The 21,011-nt window shown below is 67.1% G+C and carries 21 protein-coding genes; 11 read left to right on the forward strand and 10 right to left on the reverse strand.

Annotated features, from left to right (window positions below; genetic code table 11):
* Positions 1 to 22 precede the first annotated feature (22 nt).
* Complete coding sequence (locus ASE52_RS24030) at positions 23 to 502, reverse strand: universal stress protein (RefSeq protein WP_010466227.1); 480 nt, start codon at positions 500 to 502, stop codon at positions 23 to 25.
* Between the two features lie 109 nt (positions 503 to 611).
* Here ASE52_RS24030 and tgt point away from each other — a divergent pair, with 109 nt between their 5' ends.
* The 5 genes from tgt (at position 612) to ASE52_RS24055 (ending at position 5,953) form a co-directional block, all read left to right on the forward strand.
* Complete coding sequence (gene tgt / locus ASE52_RS24035) at positions 612 to 1,784, forward strand: tRNA guanosine(34) transglycosylase Tgt (RefSeq protein WP_057230058.1); 1,173 nt, start codon at positions 612 to 614, stop codon at positions 1,782 to 1,784.
* A gap of 109 nt (positions 1,785 to 1,893) precedes the next feature.
* Complete coding sequence (locus ASE52_RS24040; RefSeq protein ID WP_241777094.1) at positions 1,894 to 2,361, forward strand: hypothetical protein; 468 nt, start codon at positions 1,894 to 1,896, stop codon at positions 2,359 to 2,361.
* A gap of 107 nt (positions 2,362 to 2,468) precedes the next feature.
* A complete protein-coding gene (locus ASE52_RS24045; RefSeq protein ID WP_057229865.1) occupies positions 2,469 to 3,611 on the forward strand; it encodes a GGDEF domain-containing protein in 1,143 nt (380 codons plus the stop codon).
* A gap of 55 nt (positions 3,612 to 3,666) precedes the next feature.
* Positions 3,667 to 4,236, forward strand: coding sequence for a PAS and helix-turn-helix domain-containing protein (locus ASE52_RS24050; protein ID WP_057229868.1), 570 nt, complete (start codon positions 3,667 to 3,669; stop codon positions 4,234 to 4,236).
* Between the two features lie 307 nt (positions 4,237 to 4,543).
* Positions 4,544 to 5,953, forward strand: coding sequence for a GGDEF domain-containing protein (locus ASE52_RS24055; protein ID WP_057229870.1), 1,410 nt, complete (start codon positions 4,544 to 4,546; stop codon positions 5,951 to 5,953).
* Between the two features lie 149 nt (positions 5,954 to 6,102).
* Here ASE52_RS24055 and ASE52_RS24060 read toward each other — a convergent pair whose 3' ends face one another.
* The 5 genes from ASE52_RS24060 to ASE52_RS24080 all read right to left on the reverse strand — a co-directional run bounded on the left by ASE52_RS24060 (position 6,103) and on the right by ASE52_RS24080 (position 10,611).
* Positions 6,103 to 7,521: an FAD-binding oxidoreductase gene (locus ASE52_RS24060; RefSeq protein ID WP_241777099.1), complete on the reverse strand. Its 1,419-nt coding sequence runs from the start codon at positions 7,519 to 7,521 to the stop codon at positions 6,103 to 6,105.
* Positions 7,522 to 7,542: 21 nt separating this feature from the next.
* Positions 7,543 to 8,598: a zinc ribbon domain-containing protein gene (locus ASE52_RS24065; protein ID WP_010466235.1), complete on the reverse strand. Its 1,056-nt coding sequence runs from the start codon at positions 8,596 to 8,598 to the stop codon at positions 7,543 to 7,545.
* Between the two features lie 77 nt (positions 8,599 to 8,675).
* A complete protein-coding gene (locus ASE52_RS24070; RefSeq protein ID WP_057272683.1) occupies positions 8,676 to 9,479 on the reverse strand; it encodes a DUF2145 domain-containing protein in 804 nt (267 codons plus the stop codon).
* A 76-nt stretch (positions 9,480 to 9,555) separates the two neighbouring features.
* Entirely contained in the window at positions 9,556 to 10,011 is a 456-nt protein-coding gene (locus ASE52_RS24075; RefSeq protein ID WP_057229875.1) for a hypothetical protein, read from the reverse strand.
* Positions 10,012 to 10,116: 105 nt separating this feature from the next.
* The gene (locus tag ASE52_RS24080) at positions 10,117 to 10,611 is read right to left on the reverse strand and encodes a YiaA/YiaB family inner membrane protein (RefSeq protein WP_010466238.1); all 495 of its coding nucleotides are present in this window, start codon (positions 10,609 to 10,611) and stop codon (positions 10,117 to 10,119) included.
* 229 nt (positions 10,612 to 10,840) lie between these two features.
* Here ASE52_RS24080 and ASE52_RS24085 point away from each other — a divergent pair, with 229 nt between their 5' ends.
* Both ASE52_RS24085 and ASE52_RS24090 read left to right on the forward strand, forming a co-directional pair.
* The gene (locus ASE52_RS24085; protein ID WP_057229877.1) at positions 10,841 to 12,028 is read left to right on the forward strand and encodes a saccharopine dehydrogenase NADP-binding domain-containing protein; all 1,188 of its coding nucleotides are present in this window, start codon (positions 10,841 to 10,843) and stop codon (positions 12,026 to 12,028) included.
* Between the two features lie 105 nt (positions 12,029 to 12,133).
* A complete protein-coding gene (locus ASE52_RS24090; RefSeq protein ID WP_082607004.1) occupies positions 12,134 to 13,048 on the forward strand; it encodes an EamA family transporter in 915 nt (304 codons plus the stop codon).
* 15 nt (positions 13,049 to 13,063) lie between these two features.
* Here the strand turns inward: ASE52_RS24090 and ASE52_RS24095 are convergent, their stop codons facing one another.
* Positions 13,064 to 13,579, reverse strand: a complete 516-nt coding sequence (locus tag ASE52_RS24095; protein ID WP_057229879.1) for an Lrp/AsnC family transcriptional regulator — start codon at positions 13,577 to 13,579, stop codon at positions 13,064 to 13,066.
* Between the two features lie 163 nt (positions 13,580 to 13,742).
* Between ASE52_RS24095 and ASE52_RS24100 the strand changes: the two genes are divergently transcribed.
* The gene (locus tag ASE52_RS24100; RefSeq protein ID WP_010466243.1) at positions 13,743 to 14,759 is read left to right on the forward strand and encodes a 1-aminocyclopropane-1-carboxylate deaminase; all 1,017 of its coding nucleotides are present in this window, start codon (positions 13,743 to 13,745) and stop codon (positions 14,757 to 14,759) included.
* A gap of 288 nt (positions 14,760 to 15,047) precedes the next feature.
* Positions 15,048 to 16,055 (forward strand): tripartite tricarboxylate transporter substrate binding protein, encoded by a 1,008-nt coding sequence (locus ASE52_RS24105; protein ID WP_057229881.1) that lies wholly within the window; start codon positions 15,048 to 15,050, stop codon positions 16,053 to 16,055.
* Between the two features lie 21 nt (positions 16,056 to 16,076).
* Here the strand turns inward: ASE52_RS24105 and ASE52_RS24110 are convergent, their stop codons facing one another.
* The 3 genes from ASE52_RS24110 to ASE52_RS24120 form a co-directional block, all read right to left on the reverse strand.
* Positions 16,077 to 16,616 (reverse strand): hypothetical protein, encoded by a 540-nt coding sequence (locus tag ASE52_RS24110; RefSeq protein WP_057229883.1) that lies wholly within the window; start codon positions 16,614 to 16,616, stop codon positions 16,077 to 16,079.
* On the reverse strand, positions 16,613 to 18,547 hold the full coding sequence (locus tag ASE52_RS24115) for an MFS transporter (RefSeq protein ID WP_010466246.1): 1,935 nt from the start codon (positions 18,545 to 18,547) through the stop codon (positions 16,613 to 16,615). Before ASE52_RS24115 ends, ASE52_RS24110 begins: the two co-directional genes overlap by 4 nt.
* A gap of 65 nt (positions 18,548 to 18,612) precedes the next feature.
* Positions 18,613 to 19,476 (reverse strand): hypothetical protein, encoded by an 864-nt coding sequence (locus ASE52_RS24120; RefSeq protein ID WP_057230067.1) that lies wholly within the window; start codon positions 19,474 to 19,476, stop codon positions 18,613 to 18,615.
* A 124-nt stretch (positions 19,477 to 19,600) separates the two neighbouring features.
* Between ASE52_RS24120 and ASE52_RS24125 the strand changes: the two genes are divergently transcribed.
* Positions 19,601 to 20,341 carry a helix-turn-helix transcriptional regulator gene (locus ASE52_RS24125; RefSeq protein ID WP_010466248.1) on the forward strand — a complete coding sequence of 247 codons (741 nt, stop codon included), beginning with the start codon at positions 19,601 to 19,603 and terminating at the stop codon, positions 20,339 to 20,341.
* 275 nt (positions 20,342 to 20,616) lie between these two features.
* The gene (locus tag ASE52_RS24130) at positions 20,617 to 21,009 is read left to right on the forward strand and encodes a hypothetical protein (RefSeq protein WP_057229885.1); all 393 of its coding nucleotides are present in this window, start codon (positions 20,617 to 20,619) and stop codon (positions 21,007 to 21,009) included.
* Positions 21,010 to 21,011: the final 2 nt, after the last annotated feature.

Consider the following 21,011-nt stretch of genomic DNA (forward strand, 5'->3'; position numbering starts at 1 on the left):
CGGATAAAAGACTCTCAGCCTCTCAGGCCTCCGTGTCCTCGGCCACGTCGCTGTCCGCGCTCTCCAGCACCTCGGCATGCTTGACGATGGTCACCGGCACCGGGCTGGAATGCGCCACCTCCTGCGACACCGAACCCAGCAGTGCGCTGGTGATAGCGCCCTGGCCCTTGGCGCCGATGATGACCATGTCGCAGCCCGAGCGCTCGATCATGTCCACCAGCGTGTGGGCCACATCGCCCACGCCCACATCGGTTTCGTACGCGACCCCGGCGGCATCCAGCAGCGCCCGCGCCGACGCCATGAGATGGTCACCCGCCTCCAGGCTGGCGGCGGCGATCAGGTCGGGGTCGCGCGTGGTCACCAGTTCGTACAGGGTGGCGGGTTCCTGCACATTGGCCAGGACCACGCTGGCCTTCAGGCCCTGGCCCACCAGCGCCAGTGCGTGGTGCACGCCATCCAGCGCGAGTTCGGAGCCGTCCACGGCGATGAGGATCTTGAGCATGGTGTTCTCCTTGAGTCAGTGAAGACCAGTGTAGCGACGCCATCCGCCAGCGCCAGCCCATACCCTTGTGCCAGGTCAGGCTGGCCCGTCTGGGACAATGCGCCCCATCATGCTGCAGTTTGACCTTCTCAAAACCGACCCCACCAGCCACGCACGCCGTGGCACGCTCACGCTCAACCATGGCGTGGTGCAAACCCCCATCTTCATGCCCGTGGGCACCTACGGCACCGTCAAGGGCGTGATGCCGCGCAGCCTGCACGACATGGGCGCGCAGATCATCCTGGGCAATACCTTCCACCTGTGGATGCGCCCGGGCCTCGATGTGATGCAGAGCTTTGGCGGCCTGCACGGCTTTGAGAAGTGGGACAAGCCCATCCTCACCGACTCCGGCGGTTTCCAGGTCTGGAGCCTGGGCGCGATGCGCAAGATCACCGAAGAAGGCGTGACGTTCGCCAGCCCGGTCAACGGCGACAAGCTCTTCATGTCGCCCGAGGTGAGCATGCAGATCCAGACCACGCTCAACTCCGACATCGTGATGCAGCTCGACGAGTGCACGCCGTACGAGACCAAAGGCCACCTGACGACCGAGGCCGAAGCGCGCAAGAGCATGGAGATGAGCCTGCGCTGGGCCAAACGCTCGCATGACGAGTTCCAGCGCCTGCAGAACCCCAACGCGCTCTTTGGCATCGTGCAGGGCGGCATGTTCAAGCACCTGCGCCAGGAGTCACTCGAGCGCCTGGTCGAGATGGACTTCCCCGGCTACGCCGTGGGCGGCGTGAGCGTGGGCGAGCCCAAGGACGAGATGCTGGACATCATGGCCCACACCCCGCACCGCCTGCCTGCGCACAAACCGCGCTACCTGATGGGCGTGGGCACGCCCGAGGACCTGGTGCAGGGCGTGGCCGACGGCGTGGACATGTTCGACTGCGTGATGCCCACCCGCAACGCGCGCAACGGCACCCTGTTCACGCGTTTTGGCGACCTCAAGATCCGCAACGCGCGCCACAAGGCCGACCACCAGCCCCTGGACACCAGCTGCACCTGCTACGCCTGCGCGGGCAGCTCGGGCGTGTCGTGGGACGACGGCGGGCGAGAGGGTTTCAGCCGCGCCTACCTGCACCACCTGGACCGCTGCGGCGAAATGCTGGGCCCCATGCTCACCACCGTGCACAACCTGCACTACTACCTGAACCTCATGCGCGAAGTGCGCGAGTCGCTCGACGCAGGCGCGTTCGCGCAGTTCCGCGCGCACTTCAAGGCCGAGCGGGCGCGGGGCGTGTAAGCACGGTCAAAAGCTATAAAAATGCTAGCTATCAGCGCTTTATAGATAAGCGCCAGAGGCCAAAATCATTCAAAAATTCCTGCACCACCTCCTGCGCTGGCCTGCGCGCATGTTGACCGGCCTGGGCAGCGGGCTGCTGGCCCTGCTGATCCTGTTCGAGGAATGGGGCTGGGTACCACTGCAGCAGTTGCTGGCGCGCATTGGCCGCTGGCCTGGCCTGCGCTGGATCGAAGGCTGCGTGCGCGCCCTGCCGCCGTGGGCGGCGGTGGCCGTGTTTACGTTGCCCACGGCCCTGTTGCTGCCCATCAAGCTGCTGGCCCTGTGGGCGGTGGGCCAGGGGCATGTGGTGCTGGGCATGCTGGTGATCGTGCTGGCCAAGGTGGTGGGCACCGCCGTGGTGGCGCGGCTGTTCACGCTGACGCAGCCAGCACTCATGCAGTTGCACTGGTTTGCATGGACGTATGCGCGCTGGATGCGCCTCAAGCACACCGTGCTGGAGCGTGCCCGTGCCTCGTGGGCCTGGCGCGTGGCGCGGGTCATCCGGCGGCAGTGGGCGCAACGCTGGCGCCGCCGCTGAGCACTGCGGGAGTTCACGGTAGCGCCTGTCGCCCCATTCCAGCCAAGATATACAGACATGGTCCACCGCCGCCTGGGACCACAACCAAACCGCCATTGCTCCGCGACATGGGCCTCCAGCTTGATCTCCCCACCGTCCTCCTGCTCTACAAGACCGCCCTGGTGGCCGGTGCGCTGAGCATCTTTCACGTCAGCCGGCATTCATGCCGCCCCCAGGGGCTCAAGCCGCTGGCAGCAGCCTACCTGCTGCTGGCCATAGGGGCCGAACTGGCGGGCCGGGGCGAATACCTGGTGCTGCCAGACTGGCTCTGGACCCACACCAGCCTGCTGCTGGGGACGGTCGGCTACCCCCTCTTCTGGGCGGGCATGCGGGCATTGAGCGGGCGCAGGCGCATCCCGATGGCGGTGCTCGTCCTGGTCCCCGGTGGCTGGCTGGTGCTGGGCCTGGTCACGCAGTTTCCGCTGGACAATCTGCTGCGCGCGGGCGCCTTTCACATCACCGCCGCCATGGCCCTGGTCGGATCAGCCCACGAGGTGTGGCGTGATCACCGCACGGAACCGCTGCCGTCCCGCCCCCTGCTGGCAGGGCTCCTTCTGCTCAGCGCCAGCATCTTTGCGTTGCGCCTGTTGTACATCGCCACCGACAACGCAAGTTCCGCAGGATTTGCCCGGGCCTTCTATGTGCAGATGTTCTGCCACTTCGGCATCGCACTCATGGTTTCTTCGCTCTCCAGCGAGCGGGCCGCAGTGCGCCTGGAACGGGTGGCGCAAACCGACACGCTCACGGGCGCGGGCAACCGCCGCTGGGCCACGTCGATGCTGCCCGCGCGACTGCCGGCGGGCAGCGCCATCGCGCAGCTCGACCTGGACCACTTCAAGCGCATCAATGACCGCTTTGGCCATGCGGCGGGCGACCGCGTGCTCGTCGCCTCGGCCCAAGCCCTGCGCAGCCAGCTGCGCGACTCGGACCTGCTGGCCCGCATGGGTGGCGAAGAATTCCTGGTCTATCTGCCAGACGCCACGGCCAGCGATGCGGCCGCCGTCGCGCAGCGGCTGTGCGCAGCCGTGGAACAGATCCGGCTGTCCGAGCAGGGCGAGGACATCCCCGTCACCGTGAGCATTGGACTGGCCTGCGTGAACTCCGGTGGCGGAACCTGGGCCGACTGGCTGGGCGCGGCCGACCGGGCGCTGTACGACGCCAAGCGCGCTGGCCGCAACCGTGTCGTGGTGACGCACGAGCGCACGGCCTGAACCGGCCCTGGTTCCCCAGGGCTGTGCCCATTGGCCTGCGGCAGAATCGCACCCCATGCCCGCACCACCCTTTGCCACCCCGACCGAAGCGCTGGAGCTGGCTTTCAACCTGGCCCCGGTGGGCATGTGCGTGACGCGCGAACGCAGCATCGAGATCTGCAACGACGCCTTTGCCCACATGTTCGGCCACGAACTGGCCGACCTGCTGGGCCAGCCGCTGGCGCCGCTGTACCCCTCGTTCGACGAGTTCACCCATACCGGCCACCGGGGCCTGCAGGCCATGAAGGATTCGGGGGGCTATGCCGACGAGCGCATCATGCGGCGGCGCGACGGATCGCTGTTCTGGTGCCACGTGGTGGGCCGTACGCTGGACCGGGCGGATCCGTTTGCCCGTGCGGTATGGATGTTCGAGGACATCTCGCACCGCCGCCCCGTCAGCACACCGCTGACCCTGCGGGAGCGTGAAATCGCCCAGCACATCGTCACCGGCGCCACCAGCAAGCAGATCGGGCGCTACCTGAACATCAGCCACCGCACGGTGGACGCCCACCGCGCACGGCTCATGCGCAAGCTGGGGGCCAGCAGCACGGGTGAACTCGTGGCGCTGCTGCTGGGCAGCGCCTAGTGGGGTGCTGCATGCTTGACGGCACATTCAAAACCGATGGATTTTTGGCCAAAGCTGTGTCGCAAATCCGCGCGATACCTGCGGGTATCGCTGTGGTTTGCGCCTTGCCCTGGCCGAAAAGACGCGGTTTTAAGTGCCGGATAGCGTGCAACACCACACTACCCATAGAGTGAAAACCTTCCCCGGCCCACCCGGAGATCGTCAACAATTGTTTCTGAAGGTTGCGCAGCAGCGTTCCCAACACACCCGGCCCGGGGACAATCGGCAGGGACCTGGGCGCCGCCCCGCCGCCCCCTGCAGCCCACCTATGTACCGCCCTTTTGTGATCCACCGACCCCTTTCGCCGCCCATGGCCTGGCTGGGGTTGGCACTGCTGATCTTTGCCGCCTGCCTGGTGGGCATCTTTGCGCGGCCCATCGGCTTTCTGTCGGCCTTCTGGCCCGCCAATGCGCTGCTGCTCGGGCTGCTGGTGCGCTACCCCACGCTGGCGCGCCCACCGGCCTGGGTGGCGGCCGCCGTGGGCTATGTGGCGGCAGATCTGGTGACGGGCAGCCACTGGGGCATGGCTCTGTGGCTCAATGCGGCCAACCTGCTGGGCGCCACGGCGGGCTGGTTGGTGCTGCGCCGGCTGGACGAAGGCATCCGGCGCCTGCAGCGCACCGTGTCGGCGCTCTACCTGCTGCTCGCTGCGCTGGCCGCCAGTGCTGTGGGGGCGCTGGCGGGCTGTGGCGCCGCACCGGTCTACTTCAACACCCCATGGACCGACCTGCTGTCGCTGTGGTTCAGCACCGAACTCATGAACTACATGCTCATCGTGCCGGTGGTGCTGGCTGCGCCGCGCGCAGATGCCCCGCCCCCCGCGCCGCAGGGCCTGCAGGGTGTGCCACTGTTCTGGCGCCTGGCCCCTGTCAGCTCGCTGCTGCTGGCCGAGGGCGTGCGCACGGTGATCGGCGGTCCTGGCATGCTGGCCTTTGTGGTGCCGGGGCTGCTGTGGTGCGCGCTCAGCTACAGCCCCTTCATCTCCAGCCTGTTGTCGCTGGTGGTGTGCCTGTGGACCATGGCCGGGGTCGCCACTGGCGTGCTCAATTTCACACCCGCGCATGCCAGCGATGTGTTCTCGCTGCGCGTGGGCGTCACGCTGCTGGCGCTGGGGCCGCTGGCTGTGGCCTGCGCCAGTGCCGCACGCGCCGAGGCCCTGCGCCGCCTCGACCACGCAGTGCGCCACGACGACCTGACCGGGGTGCTCGCGCGGCGCGCGTTCCTGGAGCAGGGTGAGCGGCTGGTGGCACGCTACCAGCGCGAATCCGCCGGGTTGGCGGTGCTGATGGTGGACGTGGACCATTTCAAGCAGGTCAACGACCAGCTGGGGCACGGTGCGGGCGACCAGCTCCTGATTGGCATCGCCCAGGCCATGGCCAGTGCGCTGCGCCCCCAGGACGTGCTGGGCCGCCTGGGCGGCGAGGAGTTTGCGGTGGTGCTGCCCGATGCCTCGCCCGCCGAGGCGCATGCGATTGCAGAACGGCTGCGCAAGGTGGTGGAACAGTTGCCCTTTGGCGCCGAAGGCGGTGCCCCGCAGCACCACGCCACGGTCAGCGTCGGCCTGGTGCACAGCGCCAGCCTGGGCGGCGATTCCGACATGGAAATGCTGCTGCTCGCCGCCGATGCCGCGCTCTACCGGGCCAAGGCCCAAGGGCGCAACCAGGTGATGATGGGGTAAGCCCCCAAAGCGGTAAGCCCCAAAAAGCCGCTTTGCACCTGCGGGCCTGAGGCCGTGCCCGTTTCAGGCGTCGCGGGCGGCACGGTGCACCCTGAAAAGCCGAAACGGCGTGGGCCGCAAAAGCAGCCCACCCGCAGCGCCGGTGCGCGCTACAGATACTGCTTCCACAGCATGTTGGTCATCCGCCCCTCGGGGTCCCAGGCGGCCTTGGTGGCACGAAACCGGTCTGCCTGCGGGTAGGCCGCCGCGAACTGCGCCTGTGTGGCATGGCGCTGGTAGGGCAGGTAGTAGGTGCCGCCGTGCTGCAGGGCCAGGTCGATCAGCGCACGCGTCCACAGGCCCACCGCCGTGCGGGCCTCGGGGCTGGTGCCTTGTTTGTAGTACAGCACCCACGAAAACACCTCCTCGCGCGCCCAGGCCATGACGGCATCGGGGTCGGGCGGCGCGTGGCGCACCGAGATGTTGAGCACCAGCGCCCCGTGCTGCTGCAGGATGTGGGCCAAGCCCCGCGTGAAAGCGGCGAACCGGGCCACGGGCACAAAGTATTCCTGCAGCACATAGGTGGACTGTGCGCGGCTGGCCGGCTCCAAAGAGGCTGCATCCAGGCTGGCCTCGTGGTTGCGCCACACCACGGGATGTCCACGCAGCAGCGCGGGGCGGACCACCTTGTGCTGCAACTGGTGGCCGCCCGGCAGCTCCGTCATGGCCCAGATCACGCTCTTGTCCAGGTCATACCGCCGGCCGCGCGGCACCAGGCGCTCGGGCACCGTCACGGGCTTGTCGGTGCGGGCCCAGGTCACCGCAGTGGCGCGGTCAAAGCTGGGGGGCAACAGGTCGGCGTTGTGCATCACGGCCTGCGCGTTGGCGGCCACCTTGGCGGCAAAGAAGCCCGGGTAGTCGTCCAGCGCCACGTGGGCCACGGCGCGCTCCAGGGCGGTGTTGGCATCCAGGTCCAGCTCCACCTCGGTGATCACGCCCAGCCCGCCATAGCCGCCCAGCGCGGCGCGGAACAGGTCGGGGTGCTGGTGGCGGCTGGCCTCGCGCACGCCTCCGCTGGCCAGCACGATCTGCAGGGCCCGCACGGACGCGCCGATGGGCCCGTGCCCCACATAGCGGCCATGCACGTTCACCGACACGGACCCGCCCACCGTGAAGTTCGAATAACTCTGCATGGTGCGCACCGCCAGGTCGTGGGGGTCGAGGTGGTCTTGCAGGTCGCGCCAGCGCATGCCGGCCTGTACGCGCACCTTGCGGCCGGTGGTGTCCAGCCACACCAGCCCCTTCATGCTGCGCATGTCGATGTGCAGGCCGCCCTCCACGCCCACCTGCCCGCCCATGCTGTAGCGCCCGCCGCCCACGGCCACCGCGCCGGGCCAGTTCTGCACGGCCTGCACCACGTCCTGCACGCTGCCAGGCACCACCACCCGGGATACCCGCACGGGGTACAGGCGGGTCACGTTCTCGATCAGCGCCCCGGGAGCGCTGTGGGCCCGCAGCGGCGCCGCGGCCCCCACCAGGCCTGCGGCGGCCAGTGCACCCAGGAGTTCACGGCGGCGCAGCCCCTTCACGGTGTTCAAGCGTTGCGCCGATCAGTCATCCCGGGCAAGCCGCACGCCGGCACCGGTGCCACAGGCATGGCAGAACCGCGCAAAAGCGCTCTTGCGGGTCGTGCACTGGCCGCAGTGGTCGAACAGGCCGATGCCGCAGTGCGGGCAGAAGTCGATCTTCTCGTTCTTGAGGTCCACCGGGCGCTCGCAGCCGGGGCACACGCTTTTGGCCAGGCGCGCCAGGGCCACGTCGTAGCTCAACTCCTTGCGGCGCTCCTGGTCGGGCAGCGCCTCGGCCAACTTCTGGCGCTCCAGGTAGCGGTTGAGCGCCAGGATGGCATAGCGCCCCACCAGCGCCGTGATGCCGATGCCCACCACGTAGCGCACATAACCGCCGTAACTGGGCAGGTAAGGCACCAGCTCCACGAAGAAGGCGAACAGCGCGAAGAAGATGAAGCCCCATACAAACGGCCAGTAGGTGCCCTTGCGCTTCTTGGCGAACAGCCAGCCGGCGACCGCCAAGAGTGGCAGGGTGAGGGCCAGGCGGTACAGGAACACGCGCAGCTCCACCTTGCGGCGCTCGGCCTCCAGCTTGACGTAGCCATCGGCTTCCATGTCGTTCAGGCGCTCCTGCGTGGCTGCCGCCGCCTGGCGTGCGTCCAGCGCAGCCTGCTGCTGCGCCTCGACCGCCTGCTGGGTCTTGCGCTCGGCGAGCTTGAGCACGTCCAGCGCCTGGGTGCGCGCCAGCACTTCGGGGTCCTGGTCGGCGCGCTGGGTGGCGTTGCGCGTGGCCAGCCAGTTGTTGAAGGTCTCGCGCGCGGCCTGGGTCTCGCTGCGGGCCTTGCTGCGCTGCAGCTGGGCCTGGTCCAGCGCGGTCTGCGCATCCTGCTCGGCCTGGCGCGCGTCCTTGACCTGGGCGCGCAGCCTCTCGGCCGCTGGCTTGTCCAGGAAGTCGTCCACGCGCAGCGGGGTTTCGACCTTGGGCAAATCGCCCACGATGGTGCCGCCCAGGCCGATGAGGAAGCTGGCAAACACCAGCGCCACCAGCCACAGGCCACGGCGAAACCATTTTTCGGACAGCCGAAGCGATTTGCTCATGATCGTTTCCCTCAGGAAATGCTATGCATTTAATAGCTATCAGCGCTTATCCATAAAGCGCTGAAGGCCATTTTTATTCAATTCTTCACCACCAGCACCACCGGTGCAGCCACCAGCTGCGCCCGTTGCAGCCAGGCCAGCATCGAATCGACGGTCACGGTCTCGATGCGGTCCGAAAACCGTTTCTCGTTCGGGTGGTCGTCAAATGCGATGTTGGCCGAACCCACGCGCCCGCCCATGCGGGTCAGCGGGCCCAGTTTCAGGGCGGTGGGCTCGTAGCCCTTGAACTGCAGCCAGGCCTGCGCCTGGTCGCGTGTGCGCACCGTGGTGGGCTCCATGGCCATCGCCAGGGTCTCCAGCGCCCACTGGTTGGATTGCTGGTACTTGCGGCCCCACGCGTAGCTGACCATGCTGTAGGGCGGATGCTGCAGCGCCGTGGTGCGGCCCTTGTCTTGCAGCACGGCGATCAGGCGCTGCTGCACCTCGGGCGTGGGCACGGCGTACACCGCCTCGTAGCGCCACAGGTCGTCCAGGAAGAATTCGCCCAACCCCTGGCGGTACAGGTGCCCAACGGCCGTGCCACATTCATTGAGCTTGTGGGCCACCCACCATGGGCCCTCAGGCGTCTTGTACGCCCAGCCCAGGTGCGAATAGCGCAGGCCGTATTTGCTCAGGTCCTGCCCCGCGCGGGCGAGCACCACCACCTGGGCGCCGGACCTGGCGTGCTCCGCATCCAGCGCGGCCGAGGTCTGCTGCGCCAGCTGCATGCCACGCTCGATCACCTTGGCCGGCACGGGTTTCGCGGCCTCGCAGGAGCGGCCCGCGTGGGCCGCGGGTACCGCCAGCAAGGCCGCGCCCGCCACCAGGGCCAGGCCGAGCATGGCGGGGTTGAAAGAGCGCATGCGGGCATGCCCCGGGGTCGTCACGGTCATCTGCTGCACATTCATGGCGGTGCCCTTACAGACGCTCGTTGTGCAGCAGCGCACGGCCGATGGCGTTGGGCACGAAGGCAATCGCCTCGCCCGCCACCGACAGCACCACACCCGTGCCGATCACGCTGCAAGTCACCACGGTGCCCACGGCGTGCGCCGATGCGCCCACGCCCCGGCCCGCCACCTCGACGCTGACCCGGGCGCCGTCCGATGCGCGCTCCAGCAGATACACCGTGCCGGTGGCGGACGCCTCCACCGTCTTCACCGTCAGCACCGCACCGGCGACCGACAGGGCCGCTGGCACCGTCACGACCGCGCCAGCAGCGGCAGACGCCACCGAGGCCGTGCCCACCACCGACGCGATGGGCAACAGCGACAGCGCGGCCGAGGCCTCGCTCTGGGCCCGTGCGGGCAGGGCAGCCAGCGTGCACAGCAGGCCGGCGGCCAGGGCAAGGGTCAGGATCTTCGACAACTTCTTCATGGTTTCACTCCTCACAGGAGGTGCTGCGCAGTAGCGCTGCAGCACCGGTTTTTTTCAGGGCAACCTCCGAGCATCCGCCATAGCTCCATGGCGAACGCCGGAAACTCAGCTGGCGTTGTTACCAGACGTAGCAGCATGTGCTGCGGCAGCTTCGCGGCGGCCTTGCAGGCGTGCTTCCAGCAGGTCAGCCTCGTGGCGGTCGCGCAGCATCTTGGCCAGCGTGAAGGCGGTGGTGATCAGGTACAGCCAGCTCACACCCAGAAAGGCCTTGTAGGTCACGTTGATCTCCATGCCGAACAGGCCCCAGCCGGTGAGGCCCATGGCCACCACGAAGCCGCCCCAGACCACCAGCTTCCACATGGGCGTGTCGCCCGCACCGCGGCGCGCGGCGCTCTCGTTGTCCCGCACGAACTTGGCCAGCACGAACGCGGCCGAGAGGCAGAACACATAGCCCATCACCATGAACGCCTGCTCCAGCTGCTCGCCCGGCAGCCAGGCCAGCCCCACGGCGCACAGAAAGACGGCGATTCCGAACGAGACCCACACCTGGAGTTGCCATGCACGGGTGTCACGCTGGATGAGGGTGGAAGAAGACGACATACAAGTGGGGTGGCCTGAAAGGGCCGTGGTTGAACACGGAACGGATAGTGCCGCGCCGGCCCGCCGCCGCCGCCAACAGGTTGCGCCAGTGGCGGCTGCCCGGCTCGTTGGTATCGAATTGCGATACTTTCACCGCATGGACCGGGGCACCTGGGCGACATCACTGCACCGGCTTGTCTTTGACAATCGCAGCCTTTGACTGCTGCAACGCCCGCACGGAGACCGCCCCATGACCACCGCCAAACCCTTTGACATCGTCGTCCACGGCGCCACCGGCTTCACCGGCCGCCTGGTCGTCGAATACCTGCTGCAGCGCTACCCCGCCGGCAGCGGCCTGCGCTGGGCCATGGGCGGGCGCAGCGCCGACAAGCTGGCCGCCGTGCGCGACGAAGTCGGCGCCCCCGCCGACACCCCGCTCATCGTGACCGACAGCACCGACCCCGCCAGCCTGCAGGCCCTGATGGCCCAGACCCGCCTGGTGCTGACCACCGTGGGCCCCTACCAGCTGTACGGCAACGAACTCGTGGCCGCCTGCGCGGCAGCCGGCGTGGACTACGTGGACCTGTGCGGCGAACCCGCCTGGATGCGCCAGATGATCGACGCGCACGAAGCCACGGCCAAGGCCAGCGGCGCGCGCATCGTGTTCTCGTGCGGGTTCGACTCCATCCCGTTCGACCTGGGCGTGTTCCTGCTGCAAAAGGAATTTGGCCAGCGCTTTGGTCACCCCGCGCCCAGAGTGCGGGGCCGGGTGCGCAAGATGAAGGGCACGTTCTCTGGCGGCACAGCCGCCAGCCTGAAGGCCACCATGGCTGCAGCGGCCACCAACCCCGCCGTGCTGGATTTGCTGAAGAACCCGTTCTCGCTCACACCCGGATTCGACGGGCCGCGCCAGCCCTCGGGCCACAAACCCATGGTGGACGAAGCCCTGGGTGAAGGAGTCTGGGTGGCCCCCTTCGTGATGGCCGCCATCAACACCCGCAACGTGCACCGCTCCAACTTCTTGCTGCAGCACGCCTACGGCGCCGACTTCGTCTACGACGAGATGCTCATCACCGGCCCCGGCGACAAGGGCGAAGCCATCGCCAACGCCGTGGCGGGCGACAAATCGCTGGGCTCTGACAAGGGCCCCAAGCCCGGCGAAGGCCCTTCGCGCGAAGAACGCGAGAATGGGTTTTACGACGTGCTGTTCCTGGGCACCGACGCCGCTGGCAACAGCCTGCGCGTGGGTGTGAAGGGCGACCGCGACCCGGGCTATGGCTCCACCTCCAAGATGATCACCGAAGCAGCCGTCTGCCTGCTGCAGGATGCCACCGAGACTCCGGGCGGCATCTGGACCACGGCCCCCGCTCTGGGTGACAAGCTGATAACGCGGCTGCAGGCCAACGCTGGGCTGAGCTTCGCGGTCGAATCGGCGTAACGTCCCGGAGGTCCCGGAGCTTCCCTGCGGGTTTGTCCGTTTTCGCACCGCGCTGGTCCTGAAACGCTCGGCCACCCACCGAGCGAATCCTCCAGAATGCAGGGAATGAACACTGCCCTGCGCCCCCGCGACCTTGCCCTCGCCCTGCTTGTCATCATCGTCTGGGGCTTGAACTTTGCCGTGATCAAGGTCGGCGTGGCCGATGTGCCGCCCATGCTGCTGGGCGCGCTGCGCTACCTGCTGGCGGCGTTTCCAGCGCTGCTGTTCGTCAAGCCCCCCAAGGTTCCGCTGCGGCTGTACCTGTTGTATGGCATGACCATGGCCGTGGGCCAGTTTGCGCTGCTGTTCACCGCCATCCACATCGGCATGCCGTCGGGCCTGGCTTCGCTGGTGCTGCAGGCGCAGTCGTTCTTCACGCTGCTGCTGGCGGCCTGGTGGCTGCGTGAGAAATGGCAGGGCAACCAGGTGGCGGGCCTGGCGCTGGCAGGCGTGGGGCTGGTGCTGATTGGCAGTGCCCACGGCGCATCGATGCCGTTGGCGGGTTTTGCGCTGACCGTGGCGGCCGCTGCGATGTGGGGCTGCGGGAATATCGTCACCCGCGCCGTGGGGCGGTATGGGCCGATGAACCAGTTTGCCTTCATCGTCTGGTCCAGCGTGGTCGCGCCGCTGCCGTTCGTGGCCCTGGCGCTGGTGATGGACGGCCCCACCGCTGTACTGGCAGCCGTGCAGCACCTGTCCTTCAAATCCATGGCCGCCGTGGCCTATATCGCGTGGATCTCCACGTTGCTGGGCTTCGGGCTGTGGACGTATCTCATGTCGCGCTATCCCGTGAACCGCGTGGCGCCCTTCACGCTGCTGGTGCCCGTGGTGGGCCTGACCACGGGCTGGTGGGTGTTTGGCGAGCAACTGTTGCCCGTGCACTTTGCGGGTGCGGGGCTGCTGATGGCGGGCCTCGTGGTCAACGTGTTCGGGGGCCCGGCCTGGGCGGCCGTGATGGGGCGGCTGCGCGGGGCGCAGTGAGCCTCTCCACGGCCGCTACAGCGCCAGCGGCAACTCCGTGGTCGATAGCACATTGCGCAGCACCATGAACGAGCGCACCTGCCGCACTCCGGGCAGGTAGATCAGCTGCTCGGCGTGCAGGTGGTTAAAGCTGTCGTTGTCACGCGTGCGCACCAGCATGAAGTAATCGAACTCGCCGGTGACCACATGGCACTCCATGCAGCCCGAGATTTTGGCGGCGGCCTTTTCAAACTCGGCAAACGATTCGGGCGTGGAGCGGTCCAGCACCACGCCAATCATCACCAGCATGCCAGCACCCACGGCCTTGGGGTTGAGCAGTGCCACGACGCCGTCGATGAGCCCCAGGCGCTTGAGCCGCTCCACGCGCCGCAGGCAGGCGGGTGCGCTCAGGTGCACCTTCTCGGCCAGCGCGACGTTGGACAGCGAGGCATCACGCTGCAACTGGCGCAGGATGGCTTTGTCAGTGCGGTCCAGCTCAGCCGACACATCGGCCTGCGGCACATTCTTGGAACGAACTTTTGTTGCGCACATTTTTCTTTTCAAGAAATATTTATCGTCGATATTCTGATTCAGAAATGAAAAACTCTGAAATACCGATGAAATTCGCAACCACTTGATGCGCGTGTCTTTCTACGATGAAGGCACTGCAAGCCACCCCTTGCACCCCATCCCTTCCATCGACCGGAACACCGCCATGAACCTGCAGAAATTCGCCCGCCACCCGCTCACCTTCGGGCCCTCGCCCATCACCGCGCTGCCGCGCCTGTCGGCCCACCTGGGCGGCAAGGTGCACCTGTATGCCAAGCGCGAGGACTGCAACTCGGGCCTGGCCTTCGGCGGCAACAAGACGCGCAAGCTCGAATACCTCATCCCCGAGGCGATTGCGGGCGGCTACGACACGCTGGTCTCCATCGGCGGCATCCAGTCCAACCAGACGCGCCAGGTGGCCGCGGTGGCCGCGCACCTGGGCATGAAGTGCGTGCTGGTGCAGGAGAACTGGGTCAACTACTCCGACGCGGTGTACGACCGCGTGGGCAACATCGAGATGAGCCGCATCATGGGCGCCGACGTGCGCCTGGACGCTGCGGGCTTCGACATCGGCATCCGCCCCAGCTGGGAGCAGGCCATGGACGACGTGAAGAAGGCCGGCGGCAAGCCCTTCCCCATCCCGGCCGGCTGCTCCGAGCACCCGTACGGTGGCCTGGGCTTCGTGGGTTTTGCCGAGGAAGTGCGCCAGCAAGAGAAGGAGCTGGGCTTCCAGTTCGACTACATCGTCGTGTGCTCGGTCACGGGCAGCACGCAGGCCGGCATGGTGGTGGGCTTTGCGGCCGACGGCCGGGCGCGCAAGGTGATCGGCATCGACGCCTCGGCCAAGCCCGAGAAGACCCATGCCCAGGTGCTGCGCATCGCGCAGAACACGGCCAAGCTGGTGGAGCTGGGCCAGGAGATCACGGCCGAGGATGTGGTGCTGGACACGCGCTACGGCGGCCCGGAGTACGGCTTGCCCAACGAGGGCACGCTCGAAGCCATCCGCCTGTGCGCCCGCCAGGAAGGCATGCTCACCGACCCGGTGTACGAAGGCAAGTCCATGCACGGCATGATCGACATGGTGCGCAAGGGCGAATTCCCCGAAGGCTCCCGTGTGTTGTACGCGCACCTGGGAGGGGTGCCGGCGTTGAACGCCTACAGCTTTCTTTTTCGCAACGGCTGATGCCCCGCGCGAGGAAACGGAGCAGCAGCGCCTGTGCCGGCTGGCCGGGCTCTCCGTGATCTGAGCACCTCTGCTTTTTTATCTTTGCGTTTCCTCAGACCCGTGCACGCCGCCGGGTCTCCCCGCCACGGCCGGTGCATCCCGCCGGCCATGTCGGCTGACCGAACTTCCGTGGTAGCGACAGGCCCTGGCGGGCCGCCAGAGCGAAACGAAGACTGGCGCATCCTGGACCCTGTCCGCAGGTAGCAACGGCTGAACACAACCAGCCCTCATCCGAAGGATCGCCGAATGAACCACTTGCCTCTGACGCGACGCACTGGCGTCGCCCTGTCCATCGCCACCATTGCCGCCATCGCTTCTGGGGGGCTAGGTTTTGCGACCCAGGCCCACGCCGACGGCTACCCCGCCAAACCCGTTCAGCTCATCGTGCCCTTCCCGCCCGGCGGGGCGGTGGACATCGTGGGCCGGCTCATCAGCAAGAAGCTGGGCGAACGCCTGGGCCAGGCGGTGGTCATCGAAAACAAGGCGGGCGCGGGCACCATCGTAGGCGCATCGTTTGTGGCCAACGCACCGGCGGACGGCTACACGCTGCTGATCAGCTCGGGCTCCACCTTCACCGTAAACCCCGCGCTGAACGCCAAGCTACCCTACGACCCCGTCAAGAGCTACGAGCCCGTCGGCCTGGTCGCCCGTGTGCCCTTGATTCTGCTGGCCCACCGCGATGTGCCGGTCAACAACCTCCGGCAGCTGATCGCCGCCGTGCAGCGCACTCCAGACAAGTTCTCCTACGGCTCGTTCGGCAACGGCACCACGGGGCATTTCGCAGCCGAGCTGACCTGGTCGGCCGCAGGCATCAAGCTGATGCACGTGCCTTACCGGGGTAGCGCCCCCGCCATGGCCGACCTGATGGGCGGGCAGATCCCCTTCACCATCGACACCGTGGCGGCAGCGCTGCCACAGCTCAAGGCGGGCAAGATCAAGGCCATTGCCGTCACGGGCGCCACGCGGGCCACGCAGCTGCCCGACGTGCCCACGGTGGCAGAAAGTGGCTTTCCGGGGTTCTCGGCCGATTCCTGGCTGGCCGTGGTCGCGCCGCGCGGCCTGCCCGCCGAGGCCAAGGCCAAATTGCACAAGGCACTGGCCGAGACCCTGGCGGACGCCGATATCCGCAGCAAGCTCATCGCCGCAGGGCTGGAGCCGTCTTATGCCACGGGCGATGCCGTGCTGGCGCAGATCGAGGACGAGCTGCCACGCATGCGGGCGATTGCGCAACGGGCGCAGATTCGTGCGGAGTGAGCGCTGCGCTTTTCCGGCGCCTCAGTCCCGCAACCAGGTCAGCATGTGGGGATAGGCATGCGGACCGCCAGGCACCTGCTGCGCCGGCAGCAGGGTGAGCCCCGCAGCTGCCAGCCCCGACGCCCCCAGGTACACCCCCAGTTCGAAAGCGGTGCGCAGCCCGGCGGACCGCCCGTGGTATCCGCCGTCGTGGAACAGCACAGCGGAATCCATCCCCAGGTGGCACAGCGCGGCCCACGCCCAGGCGGTTGCCTCGATCTCACCGCCATGGGGCACTGCGGGCAGGTCCTGCAGTGCGTCGTCCAGGGTGGGGCGCTGGGCGGCAGGCACCACCGCCAAGTGGCCGGCCTCGTGCAGCAGGTCACCGGGCCAGCGCAGCCGCACCCGGTCCACGCGCAGCCCACCCCGCTCGATGCGGACGCCAGGCAGAAAGCTGTCGTCAGGCACCTCAGCCTCACAGACCGCAAGGCCGATGCCGCGCAAGAAATCCAGGATGCGATCCGTCAATGCACCGGGGTCCGCTGCCGGCACAGCCGCGATGGCAACGTCTGCCGTGCTCATGTTTGCAACAGGTCTGCCACCTGGCTGCGCAGCAGCGCGGGCTGCACGGCCTGAGACGCTACAGGACGGCCCACATTGAGCCCCACCCGGCTGTAGAACCCCCTGCGGAACGGCCGCACCATCGCACCGCCCTGCTCGATGCGGCTGAAGTACGAGCCCCACAGGTTGGTCAGCGCCATGGGGATCACCGGCGCCTCGACGCCCTCTTCGCGCGCACGCTCGATGATCTTCATGATGCCGCCCTTGAACTCCTGCAGCTGTCCGTCCTTGGTGATGCCGCCCTCCGGGAAGATGGCCAGCAGATCACCCTCGCGCAGCACCTGGGCCGCGCGCTCGAAGGCGGCGTCGTAGGTGGCGGGGTCTTCCTTGTACGGCGCGATCGGGATGGCCTTGGCCAGGCGGAACAGCCAGCCGAGCACCGGCACGCGGAAGATGCGGTGGTCCATCACAAAATAGATCGGCCGCGGGCTCGCGGCCATGAGCAGCACCGCGTCGATGAAGCTCACGTGGTTGCACGCCAGGATGGCCGCACCAGTGGTGGGCAGGTTTTCGTCGCCCTGCACCTTGAAGCGGTACACGAAGCGCGATGACATCCAGGCCACAAAGCGCAGCAGATATTCGGGCACCAGCATGAAGATGTAGAACGCCACCACCGCATTCGCCAGGCCTACGAACAAAAAGATCTGCGGCACCGTGAAGCCCGCGCCCAGCAGCGCGCCGGCGATGAGCGAACTCGCAATCATGAACAGCGCGTTCAGGATGTTGTTGGCCGCGATGATCCGCGCGCGGTGCGTGGGCTGGCTGCGCATCTGGATCAAGGCGTACATCGGCACGCTGTACAGGCCCGCAAACAGGCTGAGCAGCGCCAGGTCGAGCATCACACGCCAGTGCTGGCTTTGTGCAAGGAAGGCGCCAAGGCCCATGATTTCCGACGGTGGCAGGCTGCGCGCCGCGAAGTACAGGTCGATGGAAAACACGCTCATGCCAATGGCACCCAGCGGCACCAGGCCGATCTCGACATGGCGGCGCGAGAGCACCTCGCACAGCAGCGAGCCAATACCAATGCCGATGGAGAACACCACCAGCAGCAGCGAAGCCACCTGCTCGTTGCCGTGCAGCACTTCCTTGGCCAGGCTCGGAAACTGCGACAGGAACACCGCGCCGAAGAACCACATCCAGCTGATGCCCAGGAGCGAGCGGAACACCACGATGTTCTCGTGCGCAAGCTTGAGGTTGCGCCAGGTCTCGGTGAAGGGGTTCCAGTTGATGGTGAGCCCCGGGTCGGTGGCCGGCACCGAAGGGATGAATTGCGCCACCGCGCGCCCAATCAGCGCGGCCACCACACACGCCACGGCCACCGTGGTGTGGCCGATGCCAGGCAGCGCCACCAGCAGTCCGCCCGCCACGTTGCCCAGCAGGATGGCCACGAAGGTGCCCATCTCGACCATGCCGTTGCCGCCGGTGAGCTCACGCTCACTGAGTACCTGCGGCATGTAGGCGAACTTGACGGGCCCGAACAGCGTGGAGTGCACGCCCATCAGGAAGGTGCACAGCAGCAGGATGGGCACATTGCCCGCGATGAACCCACCCGCCGCCACCAGCATGATGGCGATCTCCAGGTTCTTCACGAAGCGGATCATCTTCGTCTTGTCGTACTTGTCGGTGAGCTGGCCCGAGGTGGCCGAGAACAGCAGGAACGGCAGGATGAACAGCGCACCGATCACCAGCCCCGCCATCGCCGGCGGCAGCCACGACACGCTGAGCTGGTAGGTCACCATCACGGTGAACGCGAACTTGAACAGGTTGTCGTTGGCGGCGCCTGAAAACTGGGTCCAGAAAAACGGTGCAAACCGCCGTTGGCGCAGCAGGGCGAACTGGTTCGGGTCCTCATGCGTTGGCGCAACGCTGGTTGAGGGGGTCTCGGGGTGCATGCTTTTCTCCTCGTTTCCGATGGGTTTGCTGTGTCTTTGTGTTTGTGTATCCAGTGCCCCGCCACTCAGGCGCGGAACCTGCGTGCGACACCCACGGTGTGGGCGCCATTCTGCCCGGACAGCGTGACGTGCGGCGCACCCCGTGCACCGCTGTTGCGCAATGCCGCCAGTGCCAGCAACACCGGCCAGGCAGCGCTGGCAGCGAACACATGCTTGATGCTGTGTCCCGACACCCACTGCGCTGTGGCGTCAAACACCGCGTGATCGGCGGCCTCGAACAACTTGGCCACGGCATACAGGCCAATGACCGCGCCCAGGTGCACCGCCAGGGCGCCATCGCGCCGGGGCCAGCAAGCCAGTGCCAGCACCACCAGCATGCCGCCCAGTTGCACCACCGCCCAGGGCATCAGGTTGCCAGCGTGCGACCACCACAGCACGGCCAGCGGTCCGGCCAGCAGCATCGCGCCCGCCGTGGCCCACCCCGCCCGCTGGCTCACGCGGCTGGTCGCCGCCAGCCCCAACAGGCCCGCAAAAGGCAGCACCATGCCCAACCGGTCCCACAGCAGGCCTGCGTCCTGCGGTTGCCAGTGGTACACGCCCGAGCCCATGGCCGTGCACACCAACCCCACGAAAAACAGCGTGACCATCGCGTGGGATGTGTGGTCCAGAGCGCCGGCGGCCAGACGGCGCAATGCCCGCAAGCCCCACACCCCTGCGATGGCGAGCGGCAGATTGCTCAGCACATCCATCGCACAAGGAATACCCCACAGCGCCCGCCGATCGGCAAAACCGTGCTGGTGCACGCTGGCAGGCAGCACCGGCCCGAACACGGCCAGCGCCAGCAACGCGATCACGCCCAGCAGCAGGCCCGCTTCAGCGCGCGTCACGGGCTTGTGGCGCCGGGTGGGGAGAGAAATCAGAAAGGTCATGGTCTTCGCATCCGCAGGGTTGGGCAGTGAATGCGGCGCAGTGTGCGCAGCCCACGCCACGTCACCACCAAAAAGTCGCACCGATTGCCGCCAAAGACACCCTCGGTATTGATAATCGATACCCATGAGCACCACAGCCGACCTCGTTCTCGCCCTGAAAAAAGAACTCAAGACCGCCCAGATGACCTACGCCGACCTGGCGCAGGCCCTGGGCATGGCCGAGTCCAGCGTCAAGCGCATGCTGGCCAAGGGCGACATGCCGCTGTCGCGCATCGACGCGATCTGCCGCGCGCTGGCGCTGGACTTTGCCGACCTCGCACGCCGCGTGGCCGAAAACCAGCCCCTGCTCAAGGAGCTGACGCAGGAGCAGGAGCGCGCCGTGGTCGCCGACAAGAAGCTGCTGCTGATGGCCATTTGCGTGCTGAGCCAGTGGACGCTGGAGCAGGTGACCACCACCTACCGCCTGTCCGAGGCCGAGGGCATCAAGTACCTGGCGCAACTCGACCGCATCGGCATCATCGAGCTGCGGCCGCTGAACCGCTACCGATTGAAGCTCGCCAAGACCTTCCGCTGGCGGCCCCACGGCCCGGTGATGAACTACTTTCGCGAGCACGCGCTGCTCGACTACTTTTCCGGCGGCTTCGACGGCTCGGGCGAAGGCGTGCTGCTGGTGCACGGCACCATCAGCCGGGGCCTGGCGCCCGCGTTCATGGAACGCATGCAGCGCGTGGCGCAGGACTTTGCGCAGCAGCACTTGGCCGACCAGAAGCTGCCGCCGCGGGAGCTGGAGGGCTACACGCTGCTCTTGGCCATGCGCAGCTGGGAGTTCGAAGCGTTCACGGGAATGCGGAGGCTGCCCCTTTAAGCCGCTGCGTGACTGTCCTCAGTGAGGGAACGACGCGGCGTTGGGGCGTTTGGCTTGCCGTCGCTCGTTTGAGATCGGGCGATGCAATGGGGTCGCGTGTCATTTGCTATTTTATTGATAGCAGTAAATGTTTATACAACAAGCGCCAGCGGCCAAAAACACTGAGTTTTCGATGTTCGTGGCCGACTCCACACCGTCAAAAGTAAAAGAAACTTGACATGGACATCGCCGCGGCACGACAATTTGTAAAGCAAACTTTACTTCTTGAGGCCCGCATGAACGAACTTCCCCCTCCCCTGGAACAAATCATCTACCTGGCCAAGGTGCTCGCCGGCCTGCTCCTGGTGATCTTGCTGGGCCTCGCCAGCCTGGAGCTCGCGCACCTGCCGCTGGCGTCGGGCCGGTGGGCGGCAGGGCTGCTGGCGGCAGCGTGTGGTCTGTTGGCGTGGCTGGGCTATCGCCGCTACCGCCAGCTGGACGAACTGCAGCGCCAGATGCATGGCCGCGCCTGCCAATGGGCGGTGGGGCTGGCGCTGGCCATGCTGCTGGTGGTGTCCGCGGTACAGGCCTTGGGCATGGCCCCTGCCGTGCACCCGCTGGCCGTGGCCGCCGGGCTGATCGCCGCCTGGGGCCTGGGCCTGTGCATCACCCACCACCGGGTGAGCTGAGC

Origin of the sequence: Acidovorax sp. Root275 (genome assembly GCF_001428965.1) — a bacterium.
Taxonomy (GTDB): Bacteria; Pseudomonadota; Gammaproteobacteria; order Burkholderiales; family Burkholderiaceae_C; genus Acidovorax; species Acidovorax radicis.

Coding starts and splice junctions, on each gene's coding strand:
- ASE52_RS24050 (WP_057229868.1), top strand. CDS start 3,667: ATGCCCGCACCACCCTTTGCCACCCCGACCGAAGCGCTGGAGCTGGCT.
- ASE52_RS24130 (WP_057229885.1), top strand. CDS start 20,617: ATGAACGAACTTCCCCCTCCCCTGGAACAAATCATCTACCTGGCCAAG.
- ASE52_RS24075 (WP_057229875.1), bottom strand. CDS start 10,011: ATGAAGAAGTTGTCGAAGATCCTGACCCTTGCCCTGGCCGCCGGCCTG.
- ASE52_RS24070 (WP_057272683.1), bottom strand. CDS start 9,479: ATGCTCGGCCTGGCCCTGGTGGCGGGCGCGGCCTTGCTGGCGGTACCC.
- ASE52_RS24045 (WP_057229865.1), top strand. CDS start 2,469: ATGGGCCTCCAGCTTGATCTCCCCACCGTCCTCCTGCTCTACAAGACC.
- ASE52_RS24125 (WP_010466248.1), top strand. CDS start 19,601: ATGAGCACCACAGCCGACCTCGTTCTCGCCCTGAAAAAAGAACTCAAG.
- ASE52_RS24105 (WP_057229881.1), top strand. CDS start 15,048: ATGAACCACTTGCCTCTGACGCGACGCACTGGCGTCGCCCTGTCCATC.
- ASE52_RS24100 (WP_010466243.1), top strand. CDS start 13,743: ATGAACCTGCAGAAATTCGCCCGCCACCCGCTCACCTTCGGGCCCTCG.
- ASE52_RS24110 (WP_057229883.1), bottom strand. CDS start 16,616: ATGAGCACGGCAGACGTTGCCATCGCGGCTGTGCCGGCAGCGGACCCC.
- ASE52_RS24090 (WP_082607004.1), top strand. CDS start 12,134: ATGAACACTGCCCTGCGCCCCCGCGACCTTGCCCTCGCCCTGCTTGTC.
- ASE52_RS24095 (WP_057229879.1), bottom strand. CDS start 13,579: ATGTGCGCAACAAAAGTTCGTTCCAAGAATGTGCCGCAGGCCGATGTG.
- ASE52_RS24080 (WP_010466238.1), bottom strand. CDS start 10,611: ATGTCGTCTTCTTCCACCCTCATCCAGCGTGACACCCGTGCATGGCAA.
- ASE52_RS24055 (WP_057229870.1), top strand. CDS start 4,544: ATGTACCGCCCTTTTGTGATCCACCGACCCCTTTCGCCGCCCATGGCC.
- ASE52_RS24065 (WP_010466235.1), bottom strand. CDS start 8,598: ATGAGCAAATCGCTTCGGCTGTCCGAAAAATGGTTTCGCCGTGGCCTG.
- ASE52_RS24030 (WP_010466227.1), bottom strand. CDS start 502: ATGCTCAAGATCCTCATCGCCGTGGACGGCTCCGAACTCGCGCTGGAT.
- ASE52_RS24115 (WP_010466246.1), bottom strand. CDS start 18,547: ATGCACCCCGAGACCCCCTCAACCAGCGTTGCGCCAACGCATGAGGAC.
- ASE52_RS24120 (WP_057230067.1), bottom strand. CDS start 19,476: ATGACCTTTCTGATTTCTCTCCCCACCCGGCGCCACAAGCCCGTGACG.
- ASE52_RS24040 (WP_241777094.1), top strand. CDS start 1,894: ATGTTGACCGGCCTGGGCAGCGGGCTGCTGGCCCTGCTGATCCTGTTC.
- tgt (WP_057230058.1), top strand. CDS start 612: ATGCTGCAGTTTGACCTTCTCAAAACCGACCCCACCAGCCACGCACGC.
- ASE52_RS24085 (WP_057229877.1), top strand. CDS start 10,841: ATGACCACCGCCAAACCCTTTGACATCGTCGTCCACGGCGCCACCGGC.